At 38.5% G+C, this 20573-nt stretch carries 16 protein-coding genes; all 16 read right to left on the bottom strand.

The features are described from left to right. Positions 1-1137, bottom strand: coding sequence for a thiamine pyrophosphate-dependent dehydrogenase E1 component subunit alpha (locus tag RHP56_RS03640; RefSeq protein WP_102753606.1), 1137 nt, complete (start codon positions 1135-1137; stop codon positions 1-3). Continuing rightward, positions 1130-2140, bottom strand: coding sequence for a lipoate--protein ligase (gene lplA / locus RHP56_RS03635; RefSeq protein ID WP_011679525.1), 1011 nt, complete (start codon positions 2138-2140; stop codon positions 1130-1132). The genes RHP56_RS03640 and lplA overlap by 8 nt, the downstream gene beginning before the upstream one ends. Positions 2141-2246: 106 nt before the next feature. After that, positions 2247-3719, bottom strand: a complete 1473-nt coding sequence (gene murE / locus RHP56_RS03630; RefSeq protein ID WP_014324511.1) for a UDP-N-acetylmuramyl-tripeptide synthetase — start codon at positions 3717-3719, stop codon at positions 2247-2249. A 56-nt stretch (positions 3720-3775) separates the two neighbouring features. Next, positions 3776-4873 (bottom strand): tRNA dihydrouridine synthase, encoded by a 1098-nt coding sequence (locus RHP56_RS03625; protein ID WP_011679523.1) that lies wholly within the window; start codon positions 4871-4873, stop codon positions 3776-3778. Between the two features lie 148 nt (positions 4874-5021). Continuing rightward, positions 5022-6335: a bifunctional folylpolyglutamate synthase/dihydrofolate synthase gene (locus RHP56_RS03620; protein WP_153245357.1), complete on the bottom strand. Its 1314-nt coding sequence runs from the start codon at positions 6333-6335 to the stop codon at positions 5022-5024. A 36-nt stretch (positions 6336-6371) separates the two neighbouring features. Next, entirely contained in the window at positions 6372-7661 is a 1290-nt protein-coding gene (locus RHP56_RS03615; RefSeq protein WP_102753607.1) for an alkaline phosphatase family protein, read from the bottom strand. A 419-nt stretch (positions 7662-8080) separates the two neighbouring features. Continuing rightward, entirely contained in the window at positions 8081-9031 is a 951-nt protein-coding gene (locus RHP56_RS03610) for a 3'-5' exoribonuclease YhaM family protein (RefSeq protein ID WP_102753212.1), read from the bottom strand. Between the two features lie 27 nt (positions 9032-9058). Then, positions 9059-11422 (bottom strand): ATP-binding protein, encoded by a 2364-nt coding sequence (locus RHP56_RS03605; RefSeq protein WP_102753213.1) that lies wholly within the window; start codon positions 11420-11422, stop codon positions 9059-9061. Continuing rightward, on the bottom strand, positions 11412-12584 hold the full coding sequence (locus RHP56_RS03600) for a metallophosphoesterase family protein (RefSeq protein ID WP_011679518.1): 1173 nt from the start codon (positions 12582-12584) through the stop codon (positions 11412-11414). The genes RHP56_RS03605 and RHP56_RS03600 overlap by 11 nt, the downstream gene beginning before the upstream one ends. A 102-nt stretch (positions 12585-12686) precedes the next feature. Beyond that, positions 12687-14213, bottom strand: coding sequence for a bifunctional phosphoribosylaminoimidazolecarboxamide formyltransferase/IMP cyclohydrolase (gene purH, locus RHP56_RS03595; RefSeq protein WP_102753214.1), 1527 nt, complete (start codon positions 14211-14213; stop codon positions 12687-12689). After that, positions 14210-14800 (bottom strand): phosphoribosylglycinamide formyltransferase, encoded by a 591-nt coding sequence (purN, locus tag RHP56_RS03590; RefSeq protein WP_011679516.1) that lies wholly within the window; start codon positions 14798-14800, stop codon positions 14210-14212. The genes purH and purN overlap by 4 nt, the downstream gene beginning before the upstream one ends. Next, a complete protein-coding gene (gene purM / locus RHP56_RS03585; RefSeq protein WP_011679515.1) occupies positions 14794-15831 on the bottom strand; it encodes a phosphoribosylformylglycinamidine cyclo-ligase in 1038 nt (345 codons plus the stop codon). The genes purN and purM overlap by 7 nt, the downstream gene beginning before the upstream one ends. Next, positions 15828-17438, bottom strand: a complete 1611-nt coding sequence (gene purF, locus RHP56_RS03580; RefSeq protein ID WP_014324502.1) for an amidophosphoribosyltransferase — start codon at positions 17436-17438, stop codon at positions 15828-15830. Before purF ends, purM begins: the two co-directional genes overlap by 4 nt. Beyond that, a complete protein-coding gene (gene purL / locus RHP56_RS03575; protein WP_102753215.1) occupies positions 17417-19633 on the bottom strand; it encodes a phosphoribosylformylglycinamidine synthase subunit PurL in 2217 nt (738 codons plus the stop codon). The genes purF and purL overlap by 22 nt, the downstream gene beginning before the upstream one ends. 4 nt (positions 19634-19637) lie before the next feature. Continuing rightward, the gene (purQ, locus tag RHP56_RS03570; RefSeq protein ID WP_059442060.1) at positions 19638-20306 is read right to left on the bottom strand and encodes a phosphoribosylformylglycinamidine synthase subunit PurQ; all 669 of its coding nucleotides are present in this window, start codon (positions 20304-20306) and stop codon (positions 19638-19640) included. Beyond that, positions 20303-20572 (bottom strand): phosphoribosylformylglycinamidine synthase subunit PurS, encoded by a 270-nt coding sequence (gene purS, locus RHP56_RS03565; protein WP_004164272.1) that lies wholly within the window; start codon positions 20570-20572, stop codon positions 20303-20305. The genes purQ and purS overlap by 4 nt, the downstream gene beginning before the upstream one ends. Position 20573: the final 1 nt, after the last annotated feature.

The following is a 20573-nucleotide window of genomic DNA, read 5'->3' as shown; positions in this document are numbered from 1 at the left end:
TTACTTTCCCTCGCTTTCAAACTTAGCTATTTGCTCTTTCATTGCTTGACTTGGGACTTCGAGTGTATTTTTAATAAAGTTAGAAATTTTTTGTTTCTCGACACTATCTGCAATCTTAATTTGGTCATCAATCAGTTGATTGACTTCTTTTACATAATCGTCTTCTTGTTCTTCGTTCCAAATACCCTGATCCTGCAATAACTTGCGCATGCGAATAAGCGGTTCTTTTTTCCACCATTCTCCAATATCATCTTTCGTTCGGTAACGTAGCGGATCATCTCCAGCTGTCGAATGAGCCTCCAAACGATTAGTAATCGTTTCAATCAGCACAGGGCCATTGCCGTTTGCCGCCCATGCACGAGCCTCTTTAGAAGCCAAATAAACAGCGATTGGATCGTTCCCGTCCACTACCAGACTTGGTAATCCAGCCGCCCAACCTTTTGCAGCTAAATGCGGTGCTGCTGTTTGCAAAGCGCGTGGTGTAGAAATAGCGTAACCATTGTTCTGAACGAAGAACACTGCATTAGCGTTATACGCTCCGGCGAAATTTATGCCCTCATAAAAATCGCCTTGTGATGTACCACCATCACCTGTATAAGCATACACGACCGCGTTTTTTCCACGTTTCTTCAACCCTAACGCAATGCCGGCCGCCTCCACATACTGAGCACCAATGATAATTTGTGGCATCCACGAATTTACTGGTTTGTCGTCTTCAGTAGTATATACATTACCTAAAACATGCCCACGTGACCACAAAATCGCTTTCCAAATTGGCCATCCCTTCACAACAATTTGGGGGATGTCACGATAACCCGGCATTAGCCAGTCATCATCATTAAAAGCATAAGAGGAGGCCATCTGTGAGGCTTCTTGACCAGCTGTTGGTGCAAAAAATCCAAACCGCCCCTGCTTAGCTAGTTTTGTTGAACGAATATCTAACTGCCGACTTAAAATCATGCGTTTTATAATATTGATTAAGTCTTCATTAGATAACTCAGCACGCTCGAAAGCTTCATCATCAACAATTTTTCCAGTATTGTCTAATACACTTAATGTTGGGGAACTATCTGCTTGTGCAGTAAGCTGATGATTAAAGTCAAGTACTTGCTTATTTGTTGCTGTTATGTCAGCCATTTATTTTTACCTCATCTTTCTGAAAGAATGTTTCTAAAAGCTCATCATTTGTGATGCTGCCAAAGTATTGTCCATCTTTATTTCTGTCAAGTACTTCGGCAATTGCATCGCGAGTAAATGGTATACCGATTAATTCTGATTTTATTTCACGCCAATCTCTAACCCCTAAAAAGTCTCCTGTAAAGTTTACATCTGTAATATCACCATTTTTAACATCGATTTGTACATCAATTGCACCACCATCATATTTAGCATGATTGTTATACATAAACTGTGGGCTTTTTCCGTAATTCCAGGCCCACTGTGAAAACTTTTCATCGCGCAGCTTTTTGATAGAAGCCTTTTGTGCTTCACTCAACACATATTCCGTATCTTTGCCCTCATCTGTTAAATAGTATTTCAACTGATCAATAAATGTACTAATTGTTAACCCTTCAGGTGCATAGTCTTTGATATTGCCAACACGAGCACGAACTGATTTAGCCGCCTTAGATATGAACTTTTCGTCAGCCACATTAAGAGAACGTACCATAGCATCCACATCAGTGTCCCAGAGCAGTGTGCCATGATGCATTAGATAGCCACCGGCATATCTCTGGGCATTCCCAGAAACCTTTTTCCCCGCAATCTCTAAATCATTTCGTCCGGAGATATCAACATGTATACCAAGTGACTCCAAAGCATCCGCCATTGGTTTAACAAATTGATGAAAATCAACACTAGCACTAGTAGCAACTGGAACAAAAAATGTAAAACAAATGTTTCCTAAATCATGATAAACTGCGCCTCCTCCTGAAACACGACGAACAACTTGAACATTTTGTGACTCTATATACGCCTGATTTACCTCCGAAAAGGTGTTTTGATTTTCACCAATAATCACTGCTTTTTTGTTCTGCCATAATGCAAAAACCGGCTTTTTTGGTTTTAAATTTTTCAGTAACCAAGCATCCATGGCGATGTTGGTATAGGCATCTTGATTAAAGTAATTAATAAATTGCATATTATCAGCTCCTTATTGTAACCGCTTACACTCTACAACTTCATTGTACCACTAGTTTGACCAAAAAAATGATACATTTTAAAGTTTACAGCGCAAAAAAGAACCCTTACGGGTTCTTTATCTGATCTCTAAATTGTTTTACAACGGCGTAATCGCCAATGTAAGGCACATCAACACCATCTATTTTTTGATAAGGATCTTCACCCTTGCCAGCAACAATAACAATATCATTTTCATTTGCAGCAGAAATTGCTTCATGAATGGCTGCAATACGATTCATTTCATAATGCACCTCTAATTTATCATTATTGATATGCGCGGCAATCTCATGTGCAATATCCAATGGGTTTTCAAATTGTGGATCATCAGCGGTTAAATAAACTACATCAGCCAAATCGCTCACTACGTGTCCAAAATCAGCACGTCTCGAAACACCTTTATTACCTGGGGAGCCAACTACAACAAGCACTCTACCATTTGGATACTGGGCCTGCGCAAAGCTAAGTAAGGCCTGCATGGAGACAAAATTATGAGCATAATCAACAAAAGCAACCCCATGTCCATTAATTGGCAAACTAAGCATCCGGCCGGGAATAAACACTTCATCTAATCCTTTTACCATGGCTTGATGCTTAACACCAGCAAAAGAAACCAACATCATTGCTGCCATTGCGTTTGACTCATTGAAGTCTCCTGGAACATTTAAACGATACGAACCAAGCATCTCGTTGAATTCACTCTTAACAACTGTGAACCTACTTTCATGAATAGCACTTTCTTCAGAAGTAAACATTTGACGGCTGTATGTGTAGACCTTATGATGTGTTTTTTTAGCATAGGTGTAAATAGTATCAAAATGGTCTGTTTCAGCGTTGACAATCACCTCATCTGAGTGATCTAGTAACATCAACTTGTGTGCCAAATAATCTTCAAATGTTGGGTGCTCATTAGGGCCAATATGATCTGGGGAGATATTCAAGAAGGCGCCCACATCATAGCGTAGTCCATAAACACGATTTTTAAGATATGCTTGTGAACTCACCTCCATCACAAGGTGAGTCATACCATTATCAACAACTTGACGCATATCTTTAAACAATTCATATGACTCAGGTGTTGTTAAATCAGACTTTTTCTTGTCGGATGCTTGCGGACCAGTAATGCGATCAACTGTAGAAAATAAGGCTGTATGATTATTAGTTGCCTCTTTCAGCATTGTATAGGCAAAATAAGCAGCAGTCGTTTTACCTTTGGTACCTGTAAAAGCACCAATCCATAGCTGCTCCTGCGGATAGTCAAAAAAAGCCATTGATAACAATGATAAAGCCTTTTGAACATTCGTTACTTGCCACTGCGGTAAATCAACATCAATTTTTGTTTCTGTAATTAATCCTGTAATACCATGTACATTATCCAAGTAAGCCCTTTTGAAGGCGCCCTTAATAACAAATAAAGTATTTTTTTGTACTTCTCGGGTATCATAGTGTAAGAAATCAAACGTCATATCAACGTCTGGTGCATCTAATAATAGATTATGGTCCACTAATAAATTTTGAATTGTTTCAGTTGTTAATCTCATAATTTCATTATACTAAAAAAGCTGTGCAATAGTCGCACAAACTTTCAAATGCCTTCTTATTTTTGCTTATTCACTGACAAGGCCATATCAGCACTGGCAGCAGCATTGTCACGGTAGATATGCTTATCGTCAGCCACTGCAGCATAGACCTTGGCTAATTCCCGGGTTAAAATTTCTCGAACCTCAGTCGTTGTATGTGTATCCATCAACATTTGACGTAATGCTGAAGCATGGGCGAATCCACGCAAATAAATTTTAAAGTATCTTTTCAAAGCCTCAAAGTGTTTCGTTGTTACCGTTTCACTAACTTCATCAAATAAGTCTAATTGTAGATTCAACAACGCAATTGATTCTTCTAGTGTATGTTGGCGCGGTTCCTTTTCAAAAGCATACGGATTTTCAAAAATTCCTCGACCAATCATAATCCCATCAATACCTGGGTGTTCTTGGACTAATGCTATTCCCTGTGCTCTAGTTTTAATATCACCATTAATTTGGATTAATGTGTTGGGTGCTATTTCGTCACGCATTGCCAGTATTTCATCAATATGTTCATAATGAGCTGGTGCTTTAGACATCTCTTTACGAGACCGTAGATGGACAGTCAGAACTGCTACCTGATGCCGTAAAATAATTGGTAACCATTCTCTAAATTCTTCTGGTTTATAAAAACCAAGCCGCGTTTTTACTGAAACCGGCAAACTACCGCTTTGAGCGGCAACAATAATTTCTTCAGCTAAATCAGGATGCCTGATCAAATCAGATCCAGAACTATTTTTAATCACTGTGCCATCTGGGCAACCCATATTAATATCAACAGCCTGATAGCCCATGTCTGCTAAAACCTCTATTGACCCAGCTATTTCTTTGGGTCTTGATCCCCATATCTGTGCCACGGGCTGTTGTTCGCCTTCAGCGACTGCTAAGCGACCCTGAACAGAAAACTTAGCTTTAGGATGAACCATCGAACTAGCATTGGTAAACTCAGTATAATAAACATCCGGTGCCGCTGCTTTGGCGACAACACGTCTAAAAACAGTATCAGTTACGGCTTCCATTGGTGCCATACTAAAAAAAGGTTGTTTGCTCTCGTGATTATTTTGTACTTTTTCAATGACTTCGTCCCAGAAAAAATTTGGTTTTAATTCTGACATTATTTTGCCTCATAAACTTTCATACTCATAAAAATATCTCTCCCATTTTAACATGAGAAAGACATTTTCACAAAATATTAACAACCTAAAAAAGTGAATAAATGATCAATTTGATCTGCTACTAAGCATCATCATTTTTGAAATGGCTCTAAATACGCCCCTCCCTATGAATCGCACTTAAAGTGTAGAATGATCCAGTAACGACAATCAATGCCTGAGAAGACTCACGAACACGCATTGCAAGTGAGATGGCTGCCGAAGCATCATTAGCAATCTCAACCTCAATACTTGGATAGTTCGATAAGATATCAGTTGCCAATTCGTCTGCAGATAACGCTCGTGTTTTGTTATTCGGTGTAACGGTAATGACGCGCTGAACAAATGGTATAATTTCATCCAACATCTCATGATAATCTTTGTCCTTGAGAACACCTAGAATCAAAGTCGGCTTAATTTTTAAATGCCAAGAATTTAATGCAGAGACTAATCCCTGAATGCCATCAACATTATGAGCAGCATCAAACAAAATGTTTTTATCAGCATGATAATTCATCCGTCCCAACATTTTTACATTAGCAATGCCATTACGAGTCTTTTCGGTATCAAATTGATATCCTTTTTCGATCAATGCCGCTTTCGTTTTCAATACGATACTGAAATTATGAACCTGAAAAGCACCAGCCATACTTAAGAAATAACCGCTCTTGCCATTAATAATCAAATCAAGGCCAGATGGTGAGGTATTAGCTATAATGATTTCATCTCGCTTATGTTCGAACCAACGTGCGCCAACTTTTTCTGTTCGCGCTTTTAATACCTTTTTGGCTTCAATATCTTGTCCCGGATAGTCGATTACCCATGTACCCGGTTTGATAATAGCGGCCTTGTTTTCAGCAATTTCGGCGATATTATGTCCCAACAAATTTTGATGGTCAATGCTAATTTTAGTAAAAACAGTTAACATTGGTGGCTCAATCGCATTAGTGGCATCCCAAAGGCCACCTAACCCCGTTTCAAAAATAACCAAATTCACTTTTTTGTCAACAAATGCCAGCAATGAAATAATCGTAAAATACTCAAAATAAGATAAATAATAAAGTGGCACATTGTGGTGTTTAAAAAGAACGACTAATTGATCATAATATTTTAAAAAATCACTTTTGGATATCATTTCCCCATTAATACGAATTTGTTCACGATCGTCCATGATAGAAGGACTTGAAAAATGACCATAGGTGTATCCATTGGCCTTTAAAATTGATCCCAACATTGTGCCTGTTGACCCTTTACCATTAGTCCCAGCAATATGGATAATTTTTAACGATTTGTCAGGATGCCCTAACCACATCAACACCTCTTTTAGTACAGCTACCCTACCTTCATCAAGAATACGCCATGTGTTGTCCAGACTTTTTAACACTGTCTTGTAGCGCGTTGTAACTTTTAACTCGCTTTTATCCATTTTTTTATCCACAATCAATCTCCAAAAAAGATATTTTCATTTAAACGCTTTGGTGAGCGATATACCGTCTAAGACGTTTTCGAATTCCACATCAAGTAATTGTGCCATAGTGGGCGCTTCATCTACTAAGCTCGCTTCTTCAATTGTGCCATGCGCAATATCTGGTCCGGCCATCACAAGGGTAGTCTGATAGCCTACTTTATCCGGTCTGAATCCATGTACTGCTTTATAGCGATCGCTTTGACCTAATTCCTTCTCATCTGTGGGTTCCACAACTACTGGCCGATCAACTTCATCTGTAAAGAAAAAACCGTTTTGCGCTTCAACAATAAAAGTGGCTTCTGGATCAATGTGCCACTTGATAATATCTGCAGAAGTATAAATCATTTCGATACCAGGTACTTGCTGTACAACAGCACGCACCTCATCCACTAATGAAAGATCTTTTATATAAATATACGTAGACCCATCAGTTGTTTTGGCTAACACTCGCCAATCATTTGCAATCAGCCCTTTGTCAGTTACAGTGAGCCAATCATTAATGGCAAATAACTTGTTTAAATGGATCATATTTGCAACGTCAATTTGAAAATGATCACCTAAAACAACGAAATTGGTTTGCTCAAAAGCACCTGCATCTTTCGTCGCTTGAATAATATCACCAAGGTTGCCATCTAATCTTTTTAAAGCCTCATAAGCTTGCTTAGAACGCACCCCATATTTGTGCCGATGCGAATCCATATCAACTAGATGAATAGCTGTCATATCTGGCTTCTTGTGTTTAATTGTGTCTGCTGCGGCTTTTGTAATAAATTGGTCTAACTGTGGTTGTGCAATTCCTTTTCGAAACTTACCAAATTTTCTATTCATATCAAATAAAAAATAGGGTGAACTAGCATGAAACGACACAAAATATTGGTTGGTCCAAATTCGGTTAGGAAAAATTTCAGCGATATTCCATGTAATTGGCGCTTTGGCTGAAACCGGCCATAAAAAAGCGGCTGTTTTTAATCCCTTGTTGTGTGCCAAATCAAATAAAGTTGGTGTCTTGATGTCCCGCGCGTACCAAAACCAGTCTGGTGAATCCCCTAACTCCGGCTGGATTTTTGTATTGTTTACAATACCATGCTTGGCGGGATAAACACCAGTCATAATAGTTGTATGTGAAGGATAAGTTAGCGTTGGATAAATGCCTTCAACTTTTTTTACATGGGTTCCCCGAGCGATTAAAGCAGCAACATTAGGCATCAAATCAATGTGCTCTGCAATATCTTCAGCACCCATAGCATCAAAAGATACAATTACTAACGGGTTTTTAATAGTCATGAGTTTCTTCCTTCTCGTCAAATTACAAATATTTATATTTCATTTATTGTAGCACTGATATGAGAGACGTTCAAAAATATAACATTAGTATTTGAGTACTATACTTTAACTTAAATTCATTACTAAATAGACAATTAAAACTCAAGTGATAGACGTCTTATGATCATTTAAAATTCATATAACTATTGCACCTTATAATAATTTAAAATAGGATCACAATAAATAAGGAGAAATTTATGCCAGGGTTTTATATCATCATTTTTTCAGTTTTATTATTACTAATTTATGTGTCATTTCGTCTGAATGATGTTCACTTACTTGCATTTGTCAGCACAGTGTTGATTATCCAAATTGGATTTTGTGCCTTTGCTTTTTTCTTATTCAAACGTTTATAGTGGGGTACGCTACTAATTTTTCAGTTAAAAATCCTCTTCTGTTTTGTAAAACTTCCGATTGTCTAAGCCAAATACTTTATCGGAAAATGATCCTGAATTTGTTTTTTCTAAAGCCCCCGTCATCATTTGAATCCCCGCATCCAGCTCATCAAGTTGATGGAGAACTTCTGCTTCCATTAGTGCCGGACGAACGGGCGATCCAAACTCTAGCAAACCATGATGTGCTAGAACCACATGACGTAAAATAATCATTTCTTCACTCTGCAAATCAAAATGTAACTCATTTGCTGCCAAAACGATTTGCTCACCAATTAACGTAATATGGCCAATTAAGTTTCCTGCCAATGTATATTGTGTAGCAATTGGTCCAGAAAGTTCGATCACTTTCCCCAAGTCATGCAGCAAGGCACCAGAAATCAGCAAATCCTGATTAAGTTGCGGATATTGTAAAACAAGATTTTTTGCTAGTTTAGCAATCGACAAAGAGTGAAAAGCCAGTCCGCCTCCAAATGCGTGATGATTCATCTTTGCGGCAGGATATTTTAAAAACAAATCATTATATTGCGTAAATAACTTTCTAACTAATCGATTCCAGGTAGGGTTAGCAATTGACAAGATAAAATCACTAAGTTCTTCGCTCATTTCGGCTTCTTTAACTGGCGCATGAGTCATAAAATCTGAAGGACTATCAGGTTCCCCAGCTTCAGTTAGTCTGACGTGAGTAATTTGTATCTGAGGCTGATCACGATATGATCCCCTAACGCCTTGTAAGCTAACAACTTTCCCAGGAATCAAAGTCTTAATTTGTTCATCAGTAGCATCCCAAAGATTACCAGGCAGATCTCCTGAGCGATCCGAAAACAGTATACTGATATAAGTTTTCCCTGTTTTCGTTAAACGTACCTCTGCAGCTTTGATTAATGCAAAATTATCAATATGCTCTGTATCTTGATACTCTGCTAATAATTTGTTCATCTCATGGCCCCTTACCAGCTTAATTAGTTATAATTCTATCACTTTGTCGAAGTGTTCGTTATGAATAGCAGCTGTCCAATAGATAACTTGCTGATTCCGTCCAATATCAGTTAATAATGCTATAACATTTTGTTTGCGACTTAAATCAAAATTAACAAAGCCATCATCTACTAGAATAGGCATATTAATAATATCCTTAATAACTTGGCTTAACGCTAAACGAAAAGCCACATATAGTTGTTCTTGCGTCCCGGTAGATAATTCTACTACACTAAACTTTTGTCGATCATTTCTCACGACCTGCAACGTATTTTTATCGAATTGAATGTTTACATATCGACCGGCTGTCAGTTTTTGAAAATAGTCCGTTGCTAACTGCTGCATCTTTGGAAAGCGATTTTGAGATGCATCTTGCAAGGCTTGATTTATCCATTTTACGCTCATTTTTTTTGCTAAATATTCGCCAAATTGTTGTGTCAGTTCTGTTTTTTGGTTAGCAAGATCTTGTTGTAACATCATGAACTGATCGTTACTAGTTCTTTGCTCTTGCTGAGCTTTATAATGTGCAATGTCGCTCTGCAATTCAAAGGCATGTTTTTGTAGTATCGTTAAGTGTTTTTGTTGTTTTTCCTTCTGTTCAAGCAGTTGAGTTTCATCATCATACTTTAACAGTTCTTGGCTCGTACTTTCATCAATTTGGTTCATGATATCTTGATAGCGCTGCTTTAATTGTTCATTTTTATTATATTGATCTAATGTGTTTTGCAGTTCGTGCAAATCTGTGACATGATATTCTTTAAAAATTGTTTTCTGTTCGTTCAACTTCTCAGACAACTTTTCCTGTTGTTGTTGTATTTCAGTGACAATTTGATTTTGCTGTTGCACATACATACTTCGCTTACTTTGCTCTGAAAGACTTTCTTGTTGTTGAACACTTATTAATTGCGCAATGGTTAATTCTAACGAATCTGAAAGAATCTGAATATCAAGCTTCAATGCAATTGGCTGTATCATTTGAATAAGACTGTCATATTGGCCTTCAATTTGTTCATTTAAGCTTTGAATATCCATTTTTTGTTGTTCATATTGATCCACCTCAGGCTGTATCTTCTTAATGTTTTGTATATTAAGGGGGCTGTAAGCCTTTTGAATCATTTGGCGTATTTGATTTTTCTTCTGTCGCTTATAGAAGAGACCTGCGGTTACAATTAGTGACAAAATAACCATCCACAGGGCAGGCCAGTGCATTATAAAAATACTAACGAATAAGATTAAAATTAACGCACCAGTTGACAGCAAATACACATTTGAAGAGGATAAACTTTGCAATTCACTGTCTGTTAATCCTTTCGGCACATCCCCCTCAAACTGAGCTTCAATTTGTTCCTTCTGCTTTAGCAAATTAGTTCGCTTCTCAGTATTCACTGCTAAATTTCGTTGCGCTACGTGTGCTTTTGTCAAAACCATTTGGTCGGTGTTGTCATCACTCACTTCATGAGGCACTTCAATATTTTTTAACGCTTCATTATGCCGCAAAATATTATCATTCAAAGAGTCAATTTCAATTTGTAATCGTCGTGCTTGCACGACCTGCTTTTCATCAACAGAGGGTACATTTTCGATTTCTATTTTTTTAGCTGATTCAAACAATTGGTATTGTTGTACTAACTGTTGTGTTTCTTGTAGTTGTTGACTAGCAGTAAGAATTTTTTCTTCTTGCTCATGTTGCTCACTTTCTAAATCAGTTAGTGCTTGTTCTGCCAACATAAAGTCATCTAATTCAGCACTTTTTTGATGTAATTCTTCCGTTGCATTTTCATATTCTTTAATGGCAATATTTAAAGGCCTTTTATTTGCCCGCGGAGCAAATAGTTTATCAGCAGACTTATCAAATTCAGCCATGACATCTAACCAACCGGTGCTCCCTACAGCACCAATATTTAGCAGCAACTTTTGAAAATCCACTGATTTGATTTGAGATATTCGGGTTAGGTCTTCTTGGTTAAAATTAAAAATATCGTCAAATGCTTCTCTTGTAAGTGGCGATAATTTTTGTTTCAACCACTTTTCTGGATCAATAATTTCCGTTTGATTAATTAAGCGTGTAATTGTCAAAGTTGTTTTGGTACGATTCAAACGCGTAATTTTGACATCACCCTCATCGGTTTCTAAAATTAGGCTACCACCGTATTGGCTTCCGTCCTTTGGATCGTAAACATTATGACCATTTTTTTTCGTTGGAAAGCCAAACAAGACACCTACAATAAATGCTCTTAGGGTTGTTTTTCCCGACTCATTTTGTCCGAAAATAACCTGCAAACCATCCGATAAATCAAAAGCTTCTTGCGACCAACGGCCAAATCCGCTAATTTCTAAGCGTTTAATCTTCATTGTTTTGTCGCCTTTCTGCGATTAATTGTTCCATAGCATTTTGAAGTTCTTCCTGACCATCATCACTCATGAAATGCTCACGAATAAATACAGGAACTTGACTTGGCAAGTAATCAGTTATGTTAGACTCTTCAAAAACCTTGTCAAGCGCCCCTGTCCAGTATTGTTGATCAATATTGTCAGAAACTAATGATAATTGTCCAGCATTAGCAACACTTAAACGAACGACCCACATGTTAGTTGGTAATTGATCACGTATTTTGTCTAATGTCACACCGCTATTAATTCTTTCAATAATGGTTGCATCAATCTGAGCAGTTATAGTGATTGACCAAAAAGTTATTTTGTCATTTTTGAGACTGATAATTTGATCAATTAGGTCAGTCTCATCTGTCATTGACGAAATCGTCGTACTATTCCAATTAATTGGTGCAATATTTTTAAATTCTGGAATTAAACGTTGATTCTCAGAGTGAACCAAGTAATAGCCTTTGTCCCCGGTTTCTTTACGATTTAAGCCCTGTAAAACACCAGAATAACCAATAAACGGCTGCTCATTTAGCGTCTGACGTATATGAATGTGACCCAAAGCCCAATAATCATAGTTCTTTTGCAACATATCACTCAAGGAAAAAGGAGCATAAGGATCACCAGCCACACCAAGTGCACCATGATACAAGCCTATTTGATAGTCAGTATCTCCCTTGCTAGGAAAATCATCAATGATTTTTTCAGTTTGACGTTGGGTTTGGTAACTAAAGCCCGTCAGCGCAACTTTTTCTCCAGAATGAAGTATTTTAATTTTTGTTTCTACTTCTTGATGAAAAACGTGGATATTGTTTGGCCAGGGCAGATGATTTCTCGTATCTGCTTCAAAGTCATGATTCCCAAAACTTAAAAAAACATCAATGTTCACATCTGAAAGTCGTTTGAATTGTTTGCTCACTACTTCTTGAATAAATGGACTATTCTCCGCTGAATTATATAAATCTCCTGGGAATAAGACAAAATCGACCTCAGCAGAAATAGCATCATCAATTAATTGCTCAAATGCCTTAATTGTTGCTGTTTGAACTGTTTTTTTTAGAGTAAATGGCAACTGTTTATCCAGACCAGAAAAAGGATTGCCAAGATGCACATCACCTGCATGAATAAATTTCATATAATCTCCTAAGCGAATATTTGTTCGTATAGATAAGTATACCTAAAAAAATAATGTGATTCAACTAAAAAAGCGCTCTAAACAGCGCTTTTTGTCAGTATTTTAATGTTTAAAGTGACGTGTTCCACTGAAGATTAAGACAACGCCCAATTCATCAGCCTTGGCAATCGAATCCTTGTCTTTTATAGATCCACCAGGCTCAACAATCGCTTTAATACCATGTTCTGCTGCATATTGAACAGAATCATCCATTGGGAAAAATGCATCTGAAGCTAATACTGCTTCATCAAACCCTGGCTTTTTTTCTGCCTTTTGGATTGAGTAAACAACTGAATCAATACGATTCGGCTGTCCTGCACCGATGCCTAATGTTTGACCATTACGAGCGACAACAATAGCATTTGACTTCACATGTTTCACTACTTTTTGAGCAAAAACCATTGCCTGTAACTGTTCTTTAGTAGGCTGTGCTTTTGAAACCACGGTAAAATTATTTTCAGACTCACCAACCAAATCACGCTCTTGTACAACCACCCCACCTAATACGGAAGTGACTTCCAATTTTTGTGGAATACTTGTTGTAAATGGTAATGTCAGCAAACGAAGATTTTTTTTAGCTGCTAAAATTTCATATGCTTCCGGTGTGAAGCTTGGTGCAATAATAATTTCAAGGAAAATATCATGCATCTTTTCGGCAGTTGCTGCGTCAACTTCACGATTAAGCGCTACAATACCACCAAAAATTGAAATATCGTCAGCAGCAAAGGCTTGATCCCAAGCAGCTTCCAAAGTTTGTCCCTGCCCTATTCCAGCTGGATTCATGTGCTTAACTGTAACAACTGTCGTTTCTTCATATTCAGCAATTATTCTAAGGGCTGCATCAGCGTCACGAATATTGTTATATGACAATTTTTTGCCGTGTAAAATATCAGCATTCAGAACCGAATAGGCTTCAGGTAAGGCTGTCTTATAGGCAGCAGCTGGTTGATGTGGATTTTCCCCGTAACGCATATCATCAAATTTTTCGTAAGCTAATGTTAGATTTTCAGGAAATGATGTTTCCGTCAAATAATTGGCAATCAAGGCATCATAACTGGCAGTATGTTGAAACACTTTTGCGGCTAATGACTTACGATATTCACGATCCACTTCACCAGCTTTTAGCTTATTGACAACAACATCATAATCTTTTGGATCCACAATTGGCAAAACTGATGCAAAATTTTTAGCTGCAGAACGTAACATTGAGGGTCCACCAATATCAATGTTTTCAATTGCTTCCGCCTCAGTAACACCTTCTTTTTGGATGGTTGATTTGAAGGGATATAAATTAACAACTACCATATCAATCGGTGTGATATCAAATTCTGCTAATTTAGCCATGTGCTCTGGTAAGTCACGACGAGCAAGTAAACCAGCATGGACACGAGGATGTAAAGTTTTTACACGGCCATCCAACATTTCTGGAAAATCAGTTACTTCATCAATTGAAATAACATCTAAACCGGCATCGACCAACACTTTATGAGTACCGCCAGTAGATACCAATTCATAACCTAATTCAACTAAATTTTTGGCAAAAGGGATTAAACCACTTTTATCAGAAACGCTAAGTAATGCTCGTGTCATTTTAAAAATACTCCTTCATCTATTAACTTTGCAAGTGTGTTGGGATACAGCACATGTTCAACATTATGAATACGTGTCTCAAGTAAATCAATGGTATCATTCACCAAAATTGGGACAGCTTCTTGAGCAATTATCTCACCGGTATCAATGCCATTATCCACAAAATGAACGGTTACACCGGTCTCTGAAACACCGGCTTCAAAGGCATCTAGGATGCTGTGTCGTCCCGGGAATTTAGGCAGCATGGCCGGATGGAGGTTAATAATCTTCCCTGAATAGGCATCGATTAACTTTGGCGTCAAAATACGCATATAACCAGCCAATAAAATACCATCAACTTGATCTGTTTTAAGTTGATTAATAATGACCTGTTCCGCTTCGATCTTCGTTTCATAATTAGAATATTTGATTGCTGTAGCAGGAATACCGAATAATTTTGCTAAATTCAGGGCACCAGCAGTTGATTTATCAACAATCAAACGTACGATTTCAGCATTCAGATTTCGTTGTAAAATAGCATCATTTAATGCTTGAAAGTTGGTCCCCGTACCAGACGCAAAAACTGCTAACTTTACTTTTCTCACCATGGTTCATTACCTGTAAAGACAACTCGATCGTTCTGAGCAGGCGTTATTTTACCAAGCACGTAGGCTGTTTGATTTTGATGAGTTAATAAGGTCATTGCATCTGCTAATTGTTGTGGCTTTACAATCAGAATCATACCTAATCCATTATTGAACGTCAATAGCATATCTTCTAAAGATAAATGTCCTTTAGCTTGTAGTTCGTGGAAAATAGGCAAAATTGGCCATGAACCCCAGCTTATTTCAGCAGAAACATTATCGGGCAATGCTCGAGGTAAGTTCTCTATGATTCCTCCACCAGTAATATGCGCCATGGACTGCACAAGGTTGGCTGCAACAACCGGCCAAACAGATTGAGCATATAAAGCTGTTGGAGTCAGTAAGGTTGCCTTTGTCTCAGGAGATAATTGATTAAAGTCGTCATCCGACTGAACACCAAAAACCTGACGTACTAGCGAATAGCCGTTAGAGTGAATTCCAGAAGATGGCAAACCAATCAAAACATCTCCTTCAGAGACATTTTTTGCAGACAATAATTGTTGCCGCTCTGCAATACCAACAGCAAAAGCTGCTAAGTCATAATGTTTTTCCGCGTACAATCCTGGTAGTTCAGCACTTTCACCACCAATTAGAGACATATTTGATGCTTTGGCGGCTTTGGCAATGCCAGTGACAATTTCAGCAACAACTTCTGGTCTCATCTTGTCCACAGCTAAATAATCCAGTAAGAAAGCTGGCTTTGCGCCCTGAGCTAAGATATCATTAGCCACCATCGCTACTAAATCTTGTCCAATTGTATCATGTTTATCCGCAGCGATAGCCAACAGTAGTTTTGTTCCTACCCCATCAGCGCCTGAAATCAAAACCGGATCAGTGTATCCTTTTCCTAAAGCAAATGCAGCGCCAAAACCACCAATACCGTCAAGCACTTGGTCATTATATGTATCTGCAACTGCATCTTTCATTAAATCAACAGCACGTTCTCCAGCCTTGATATCGACGCCAGCTTTCTGATACGCATTTTTCTCACTCATATTTCCACCCCCTGAATTGTTTGTGAATCTAAATGGATAGTGCCATCTGACAAAAGCTCCTGATGTCGCAATGAAGCCACTTGACGGGGATGATAAGTGGTTACTGGTTCAGGAACGAAATCAACTTCTCCAGAACGAACAAATCGGTCTAAACTGGCTTTATAATCATAAATTGGACTTGGATAATGCCCATCAAAGTAAGCGGTCGTTAGCCCAGTTCCTTCTCCATCATATGGTAAGTCAATTGCCTTAACCAGTGCATCAACTGACAAAAATCCAAGTGAATCAGCTTCAATCATTTTTGTCATTTCAAGCAATGAATGATTTGCGCCCATCAGTTCTTCTGTTGTTTGCATATCAATACCATAAAATGACGGAAATTTAAATATAGGACTCGCAATTCTTACATGAACTGATTTAGCACCAGCTTCTTTCAGCATTCGCACGATAAACATAGAGGTTGTTCCACGAACAATTGAGTCATCTATCAAAACGACATTTTTATCAACAACAACGTCACGGACAGCGCTTAATTTCATACGAACGGCTCGTTCTCTTTTATCTTGTGTTGGTTCAATAAATGTACGCGCAATGTATTGATTTTTTACTAACCCCATCTCATTTGGTAAACCACTGGCTTCAGCAAACCCAGCGGCTGCACTCAAACTAGAGTTCGGAATGCCAACAACAATGTCTGCTTCCGGAACCGGCTGTTCTGCTGCTAAAGCTGCCCCCATCCGCTTACGTGCCTTGTGTACATTCACACCATAAATCATTGAATCAGGGCGAGCAAAATAGATATATTCCATCGAGTCAATATTTAAAGTGGTTTTATCAGTATATGTATCGATGGTTAAACCATTGTCGTCGATCGCGATTAGTTCGCCAGGTTGTACATCGCGTACGAACTTGGCACCAACAACTTCAATAGCAGCTGTTTCAGATGTAACAATGTAGTGGCCATCCGGCATTTGACCAATGACAAAAGGTCGAAACGCGTGTGGATCCAACGCAGCAAACATTCCATGTGGCGTCAATAGCAAGAACGCAAATCCACCATGTACAATGTTTAAAGCTTCTTTTAGTTTATCAATAAATTTGTCTGCTTTAGATCGGCGAATTAAATGCAATAAAATTTCAGAATCAGAAGATGATTGAAAAATGGCCCCTTCTTCTTCCAAATTTTCACGTAATGTAAGGGCATTTGTCAAATTACCATTGTGCGCTAATGAGATTTGCATGTCATGAAAATTCACCATCAAAGGTTGGATATTTTCTAACCCATTAGATCCAGCTGTGGCATAACGCACATGACCAATAGCACTTTTCCCAGCTAATGCTTCAATGCGAGATGTATCTCGAAAAACATCACTCAGTAGACCTAAACCACGTTCTTGCCACAAATGACCATTATTGTTAGCAACAATACCAGCACCCTCTTGACCACGATGTTGTAATGCATGTAGTCCATAGTATGTTAATTGCGCCGCATCGGATCGACCCCAGACGCCAAAAATGCCACATTCTTCATTCAAACTACGCACATTAAGACGTGATGTTTCATTTTTTTGTTCGTTCATCATCGTTACTCCGCGTTTAGTTTCCATGCGATACTCTCCTGGTAGATTTTCTTCGTTTCGCTTAATGACAATTGAATATCGCTTGTTGTCGTTGTAATATTAATCGTATCATCTGCTGTAACCACACCTAATTTTATTACTCGGTCACCGGCTAGTGATTCAAATGTTGTCCTATTTTCAGGTGACACACTGACTACAAAACGACTTGGTGTTTCCGAAAATAAATACTTATCGGCTAAGTCTACCGAGATATCAAAACCAAGATTTCCAGCAAAGGCGCTCTCAAGAAGACCAACGATTAATCCACCTTCAGATAAATCATGCGCACTATTAAGCAGACGTTGATCAGTGACATCTAGAATGACCTGTTGCGCTGCTAACTCGTCCTCATCATTAAAATCAAATAATTGACCGGCAATATGTCCTGTTTGCATCTTTTGAATTTCTGAACCGTTAAAGCTATCTTTCGTTCGCCCTACAAGATAAATGTTATCGCCTGCTTTTTGAAATGCCGTTCGTGTTGCTTTTGTGATATCTTCAAGCAAACCAACCATGCCAATCATTGGTGTGGGATAAATTGCTTGCCCATCTGTTTCGTTGTAAAGAGACACGTTTCCAGAAATAATTGGTGTGTCAAGCTGTTTAGCCACGTCATTAATCCCAGCAACAGCTTGATCCAACTCATAATAAACTTCTGGATTATCCGGTGAACCAAAGTTCAAGCCATCTGTGATGCCAATTGGCTTTGCCCCTGTGGATACAATATTTCTAGCCGCTTCAGCAACTGCCATTTTGGCACCCACACGTGGATTGAGATATAAATAACGAGCATTGACATCTGTTGTCATCGCTAATGCCTTTTGCGTATCACGAATACGAATCAACGCCGCATCTCCACCAGGCTTAATAGCCGTATCAGCGCGCACTTGAGAATCAAAGTGTCGGAACAACGATGCTTTAGAAGCAATTGTTGGTTGTGCGAGTAATGTTAATATTGTTTCTTTGACGTTACCCATGTCTGGCTCAAATTGTTCATCTGTAAAGTTCGCCAATCTTGCCGGTTCAATCATTGGTAAGTCTTGCTTTGGCGCATGCGTTAAGAAATCAACAGGCACATCTGCAACAACTTCATTTTTGAAGTTTAATCGATAACGACCATCATCGGTAACTTGACCAATGATTACAGCATCTAAATCAGCCGATTGGAACAAATCAATAATAGCTTGTTCTTCACCCTTTTTAACAACCAGCACCATGCGTTCTTGCGACTCTGACAACATTAGTTCATATGGCGTCATTCCTGTTTCACGTTGAGGGACCATATCCAAGTTCAAGTGAATACCCATGCCTGCTTTAGCAGCCATTTCAGAACTCGAAGATAGGAGTCCAGCTGCACCCATATCTTGAATGCCAACAATAATATCAGAATGTTCACGAATTGCTTGGAGCGTTGCGTCCATCACCAACTTTTCCAAGAATGGATCGCCAACTTGAACAGCCGAACGATCAGATTTTTCTGCACTTGAAAACTCAGCAGAGGCAAATGAAGCGCCATTAATACCATCACGACCAGTTTTAGCACCAACATAGATAATTGAATTTCCTATGCCTTTAGCTTGTCCAACTTGCATAGCATTTTGGTCCATCAAGCCAACAGCCATAACATTTACCAATGGATTGCCAGCGTAAACGCCATCGAAACCAATTTCGCCTCCCACTGTGGGAATACCAATCGCATTACCGTATCCCGCAATTCCTGCTATGACACCGTCAACAATATGTTTTGTATGCGCATTGTCCAATTCACCAAAACGTAGCGAATCCAGTACAGCAATAGGTTGGGCACCCATTGAAAAAATATCACGTAAGATACCGCCAACTCCGGTTGCTGCCCCCTCATACGGTTCAACAAATGAAGGATGATTATGACTTTCAGCCTTAAAAACAACTGCTTGATTGTCACCAATGTCTAAAATTCCAGCACCTTCACCTGGTCCCTGTAAAACACGTTCGTTGGATGACCAGAATTTGCGCAAAATTGGCTTTGATTTCTTATAAGAAACGTGTTCCGACCACATTCCTGAAAAAATGCCTGTTTCAGTAAAATTAGGTAGACGCTTTAACTCCTTAACAATCAAATCATATTCTTGTTCTGTAAGCCCCCACTCTATATAAATTTTACTGTCACGTACTTCTTCGGGTGATAATTCATTTGTTGTCATTATATTAGGCTCCTGCTAGAATGCCGCTCAAAATACTTTTGAAAAAGTTCTTACCATCTTCGTTACCAGTCACTGCTTCAACTGCACGCTCTGGGTGTGGCATCATACCAAAGACGTTACCATTTTCATTCATAATCCCCGCTATATCATGTGCTGATCCATTGGGATTATCCACATATCGGAAAACAATCAGATTATCCTCTTCAAGTTTCGTCAATGTTTCTGCATCGGCATAATAATTTCCTTCTGCATGTGCCACAGGAATATTAATTATTTCTTCAGAATCATAAGCATTTGTATAAGCAGTGTTTGGATTTGCAATTGAAAGTGCTATTTCATCGCAAATAAATCCTGGTTTTTTATTTGTTAATAGTTGTCCAGGTAGCAAACCAGCTTCTGTCAAAATTTGAAATCCATTACAAATGCCAACAATAAGCTTGCCATCATTAGCCGCCTGTGTCACAGCACTCATGATTGGTGAAAAACGGGCAATCGCTCCTGTACGCAAATAATCTCCGTATGAAAAACCCCCTGGTAAAAAGATTGCATCATATTCTTTCAAATTATTATGTTTTGCAGAAACAATTTCTGCGTCAACACCAAATTCTTGCAATGCATGTAACATGTCAAAATCACAATTTGATCCTGGAAAACTAATAACCGCAGCTTTCATGATAGTACCTCGTCCTCATCTACCAAAGATAAATCAAAGCGGTAGGTTTCGGTATTTTGATTGATTAATAGGGCATCAGTGAAACTTTCAACTTCTGAAGTAGCAGCATCAACATCGGTCGCTTTCAGCTTAATTTCAAAATATTTTCCTTGTGATACTTGCTCGATTCCGCTATAATCCATACGATTTAACGCAGCTTTAATCACTTCACCTTGTGGATCAAGGATTGATGGCTTGTATGTGACATATATTTTTGCTAAGTACATA

The sequence above is a fragment of the Leuconostoc sp. C5 genome, from assembly GCF_056530425.1.
This window is presented reverse-complemented; position numbering and strand designations above follow the sequence as displayed.

Bases quoted from the DNA above. Each gene is read 5' to 3' on its own strand.
- purQ (WP_059442060.1), bottom strand. From the start codon at position 20,306: ATGAAAGCTGCGGTTATTAGTTTTCCAGGATCAAATTGTGATTTTGAC.
- purM (WP_011679515.1), bottom strand. From the start codon at position 15,831: ATGAGTGAGAAAAATGCGTATCAGAAAGCTGGCGTCGATATCAAGGCT.
- purL (WP_102753215.1), bottom strand. From the start codon at position 19,633: ATGACAACAAATGAATTATCACCCGAAGAAGTACGTGACAGTAAAATT.
- purN (WP_011679516.1), bottom strand. From the start codon at position 14,800: ATGGTGAGAAAAGTAAAGTTAGCAGTTTTTGCGTCTGGTACGGGGACC.
- RHP56_RS03620 (WP_153245357.1), bottom strand. From the start codon at position 6,335: ATGGATAAAAGCGAGTTAAAAGTTACAACGCGCTACAAGACAGTGTTA.
- murE (WP_014324511.1), bottom strand. From the start codon at position 3,719: ATGAGATTAACAACTGAAACAATTCAAAATTTATTAGTGGACCATAAT.
- RHP56_RS03625 (WP_011679523.1), bottom strand. From the start codon at position 4,873: ATGTCAGAATTAAAACCAAATTTTTTCTGGGACGAAGTCATTGAAAAA.
- RHP56_RS03610 (WP_102753212.1), bottom strand. From the start codon at position 9,031: ATGAACAAATTATTAGCAGAGTATCAAGATACAGAGCATATTGATAAT.
- RHP56_RS03600 (WP_011679518.1), bottom strand. From the start codon at position 12,584: ATGAAATTTATTCATGCAGGTGATGTGCATCTTGGCAATCCTTTTTCT.
- purS (WP_004164272.1), bottom strand. From the start codon at position 20,572: ATGTACTTAGCAAAAATATATGTCACATACAAGCCATCAATCCTTGAT.
- RHP56_RS03605 (WP_102753213.1), bottom strand. From the start codon at position 11,422: ATGAAGATTAAACGCTTAGAAATTAGCGGATTTGGCCGTTGGTCGCAA.
- RHP56_RS03640 (WP_102753606.1), bottom strand. From the start codon at position 1,137: ATGGCTGACATAACAGCAACAAATAAGCAAGTACTTGACTTTAATCAT.
- purH (WP_102753214.1), bottom strand. From the start codon at position 14,213: ATGACACGAGCATTACTTAGCGTTTCTGATAAAAGTGGTTTAATCCCT.
- lplA (WP_011679525.1), bottom strand. From the start codon at position 2,140: ATGCAATTTATTAATTACTTTAATCAAGATGCCTATACCAACATCGCC.
- purF (WP_014324502.1), bottom strand. From the start codon at position 17,438: ATGGAAACTAAACGCGGAGTAACGATGATGAACGAACAAAAAAATGAA.
- RHP56_RS03615 (WP_102753607.1), bottom strand. From the start codon at position 7,661: ATGACTATTAAAAACCCGTTAGTAATTGTATCTTTTGATGCTATGGGT.